The sequence below is a fragment of the Mesorhizobium sp. M7A.F.Ca.CA.004.06.1.1 genome, assembly GCF_003999135.1.
Classification (GTDB): domain Bacteria; phylum Pseudomonadota; class Alphaproteobacteria; order Rhizobiales; family Rhizobiaceae; genus Mesorhizobium.
Map to the genome: position 1 here is coordinate 1 of NZ_RZPQ01000574.1, position 3,852 is coordinate 3,852.

Sequence of the window (3,852 nt, forward strand, 5' to 3'; positions counted from 1 at the left end):
CAGCACCACCAATGCTAGCCTGAGCAGCGATGGAAGCCAGGCCTTCATGCCGGCCTCGCCGCACGCTTCACCAGCCCTTCGACGGTCACGCGGCCAAGCGGCTTGCCGTCGGCGCCTTTGACCGGCAGCGCCGGCCGGCCCGACCACAACAATTCGGCCAGCGCGTCGCGCTGGCTCGCATCGCCGGGGATCGCCTCACCTTCGGCGGAGCCCTTCTCCACGGCATCGCGGACCCGGCCGAGCGACAGCAACCGGAACGGCCTTTCGCTGGCGCCAACCAGGGTCTCGACGAAGGCGCTTGCCGGCTTTGCCAGGATCTCGGCCGGCTTGGCGTATTGCACCAGCTTGCCGGCATCCATGACCGCGATCTTGTCGCCCATATGCACGGCCTCTTCCATGTCGTGGGTGACGAGGATGATGGTGGTGCCGAAGCGCTTCTGGATCGCCAGCAGATCTTCCTGCGCCTTGGTGCGGATGATCGGGTCGAGGGCGCCGAACGGTTCGTCCATCAACAGCACGTTGGGTTCGGCGGCGAGTGCGCGGGCAACACCGACGCGCTGCTGCTGGCCGCCGGACAGTTCGTGCGGGTAGCGAGGCCCGAAGGCTTCGGGATCGAGCTGATAGAGCGTCATCAGTTCGTCGACCCGGGCCTTGATACGGTCCTTGTCCCAGCCAAGCAGCACCGGCACGGTGGCAATGTTCTGTGCCACCGTGCGATGCGGAAACAGGCCGTGCCCCTGGATAGCGTAGCCGATGCTGCGGCGCAGCTCGTAGCCGGGCAGCGAACGATTGTCGGCGCCGTCGAGCTTGATGATGCCCGAGGTCGGCTCGACCAGCCGGTTGATCATGCGCAGCAGCGTCGTCTTGCCGGAACCGGACGTGCCGACAATGACGGCGATGGTGCGCGGCTCGATGACCATCGACACGTCATCGACCACGGTCGTCGCGTCATAGCGCTTGGTGATGCCTTCGATCTCGATCATGCCGTTTCAACCCTGCGCCTGGTGGCGGTCATTTCGATCACCGCATCGAGGATGATGGCGGCGGCAAAGGCGAGCGCGACCGTTGGCACCGCGCCAAGCAGCACAAGGTCCATCGCCGTCTGGCCCACACCCTGGAAGACGAACACGCCGAAACCGCCGCCGCCGATCAGCGCGGCAATGGTGGCGAGGCCGATGTTCTGCACCAAGACGATGCGGATGCCGGTGAGGATGACAGGAAAAGCCAGCGGAAACTCGATGCCGAACAGGCGCTGCCTGTCGGTCATGCCCATGCCGCGCGCCGCGTCGTTGGCCGCGCGCGGCACGCCGGCCAGACCGACCACGGTGTTGGCCACCACCGGCAGCAGCGAGTAAAGGAACAGCGCCACAAAAGCCGGTGCGGTGCCGATGCCGCGAATGCCGAGCGCGGCAGCTCCCGGCACATGCGTGGCAACCCAGCCGAGCGGCGCGATCAAAAGGCCGAACAGCGCGATCGAAGGAATGGTCTGGATGATATTGAGCGCGTTGAGAACGCCGGCGCGCAGACTTTCGACACGATGGCAGAGAATGCCGAGTGGCAGGCCGACGACCACCGCCGCAAGCAGCGACCCTAGCGCCAGCGTTACATGCTTGGAGCCCTCTGCCCAGAAACTGTCGGCGCGGTTGAAATATTCCTTCAGGATCGACAGATTGTCCCAGCTTCCCGAAATCAACAGCAGCCCGATCGCCAAAGCCGCGACCACAAGCACGCCAACCCGCGCCAATGGCGACAGGTTCAGCCTTGTCAGCACGTCGGCGAGCAAAAGCGTGAAGGCAAAGATCAGAATCCAGAAACCGGAGGCTGGCGAAACTCTGGCGAAGGTGTTGCCCGCCGGCGTGAGAAATGTTCCGGCGACACCGATCAGCAGCGCGAGCGCGGCAAGCGCCATCACGCTGGCGGCAAGGCGCAGCACAAGTGGTGTCTTGAACAGCGCAATGAGTGCTGCGGCGACAATGATGGCGAGCAGCAGCGTCCCGGTCGTTGCCGGCAGCGCATCGAGAATCGAGCGCGCCTGGCCGGGGACGATGCGGTTGGCACGGAACGTGGCAAAGGGGGCGGCGAAGGCCGCATAGGCTGATATCGCGGCGATGACCACGCCGAGCTTGTCGAAGCGGATGTTCACGCCCTGCCCCTTCAGTCGATCCGGCGCGCCACGAAAGCGGCGCGCCGGAATCGTCCTACTTCAGGAAGCCGTTCTTCTTCAGGAAGTCCTCGGCGACGCCCTTGACCGGCTCGCCGCCGACCTGAACGCGACCGTTCAGTTCCTGCAGGGTGACGAGGTCGAGCTTGGCGAAAACCGGCTTCAGCAGCGTCTCGATCTCGGGATGCTCCTTCAGCACCGCTTCGCGGATGATCGGCGCCGGCTGGTAGACCGGCTGCACGCCCTTGTCGTCGTCGAGCACGACGAGCGCGGACGGTGCGATGCCGCCATCGGTGCCGTAGACCATGGCCGCAGTGGCGCCATTGGTCTGGTTGGCGGCCGCTGCGATGGTTGCCGCCGTGTCGCCGCCCGAGAGGGTGATCAATTGCTCAGGCTTCAGCGTGAAGCCATAGGTGGTCTGGAAAGCCGGAAGTGCGGCCGCCGAATTGACGAACTCGGCGGAAGCCGCCAGCACCACCTGACCGCCGCCCGCGACATATTTGCCGAAGTCGGTAAGCGTGGCGAGCTTGTTGGTCTCGGCGACTTCCTTGCGAAGCGCGATCGCCCAGGTGTTGTTTGCGGGCGACGGCGACAGCCAGACGATCTTGTTGGCGTCGTAGTCGAGCTTCTTGGCCGTTTCATAGGCCTTGGCGGCGTCTTTCCAGACCGGGTCGTCGGCCTTTTCGAAGAAGAAAGCGGCGTTGCCGGTGTATTCGGGATAGATGTCGATCTCGCCGGCGGTGATCGCCTTGCGCACCACCGGCGTGCCACCGAGCTGGATACGGTCCGATGTCTTGATGTTGTTGGCGTTGAGCACGAGCTGGATGATGTTACCCAGCACGCCGCCCTCTGTGTCGATCTTCGAAGAGACAACCACCTGGGCATTGGCGGAAGCCACCGTGATGCCGAGCGCCAATGCCGCGCCGGCCAGAAACTTGACTGAAAACATTGTGAAACCCCTTGCTATGAACCGAAACGCGGTGACCGCATATGAGCATGGCTTCAACGGCCAGTCGGGGTACACGGTTTCATAACAATAGGTACAGACGCAATATTTTTGTTCCGAAGCGGTAAATTCGGCCGACATCGTGCTGACAGCGCCGTGTCAGGTGAAACGGCGGATGGATCAGGCTTCGGCTTTGCGCAAGCTCGTCAGCTTGAGCGCGCCGAGCGCCACGAAGCACAGGACGGTAACCGGAAAGACTATCCAGTTCAGCATCTCCCAGCCCCAGGCGTTGTAGACCATGCCCGACATCAGCGAGGCGCAGGCGACGGAGCCGAACAGGACGAAGTCGTGGAAGCCTTGCACCTTGCCCTTTTCCGACGGCCTGTAGGTGGCGGCCACCATCGCGGTCGCGCCGATGAAGCCGAAGTTCCAGCCAAGGCCTAGCAGGATCAGCGACGTCCAGAACTGCCACAGCGCCAGGCCCGACAGAGCGACAATGGCGCAGCCGATGAGCAGGATCAGGCCGGTGGCCACAATGCGTTCGGCGCCGAAGCGATGGATCAGCGAGCCGGTGAAGAAGCTTGGCGCGAACATCGCCATGACGTGCCAGGAGATGCCGAGCGTCGCGTCGTTCTCCGACAGGCCGCAACCGACCATGGCCAGCGGTGCGCCCGTCATGACGAAGCTCATCAGCGCATAGCTGCCGACCGCGCAGAAAAGCGCGGTCGGCAGCTATGCGCTGATG

Annotated in this window: 3 protein-coding genes and 1 pseudogene; all 4 read right to left on the reverse strand. The window is 64.0% G+C overall.

Annotated elements, in window-relative coordinates; genetic code table 11:
* Nucleotides 1–44 precede the first annotated feature (44 nt).
* Nucleotides 45–983: an ABC transporter ATP-binding protein gene (locus EN906_RS25990; protein ID WP_127267858.1), complete on the reverse strand. Its 939-nt coding sequence runs from the start codon at nt 981–983 to the stop codon at nt 45–47.
* Nucleotides 980–2,143 (reverse strand): ABC transporter permease, encoded by a 1,164-nt coding sequence (locus EN906_RS25995; protein WP_127267859.1) that lies wholly within the window; start codon nt 2,141–2,143, stop codon nt 980–982. Before EN906_RS25995 ends, EN906_RS25990 begins: the two co-directional genes overlap by 4 nt.
* Nucleotides 2,144–2,198: 55 nt before the next feature.
* Complete coding sequence (locus tag EN906_RS26000; RefSeq protein WP_127375479.1) at nt 2,199–3,110, reverse strand: ABC transporter substrate-binding protein; 912 nt, start codon at nt 3,108–3,110, stop codon at nt 2,199–2,201.
* A gap of 177 nt (nt 3,111–3,287) precedes the next feature.
* Nucleotides 3,288–3,830: pseudogene (locus EN906_RS26005) on the reverse strand (MFS transporter); the annotation flags it as partial.
* Between the last annotated feature and the right edge of the window lie 22 nt (nt 3,831–3,852).

Excerpts from the sequence above, each read along its gene's own strand:
- EN906_RS26000 (WP_127375479.1), bottom strand. The coding sequence starts at position 3,110 with ATGTTTTCAGTCAAGTTTCTGGCCGGCGCGGCATTGGCGCTCGGCATC.
- EN906_RS25990 (WP_127267858.1), bottom strand. The coding sequence starts at position 983 with ATGATCGAGATCGAAGGCATCACCAAGCGCTATGACGCGACGACCGTG.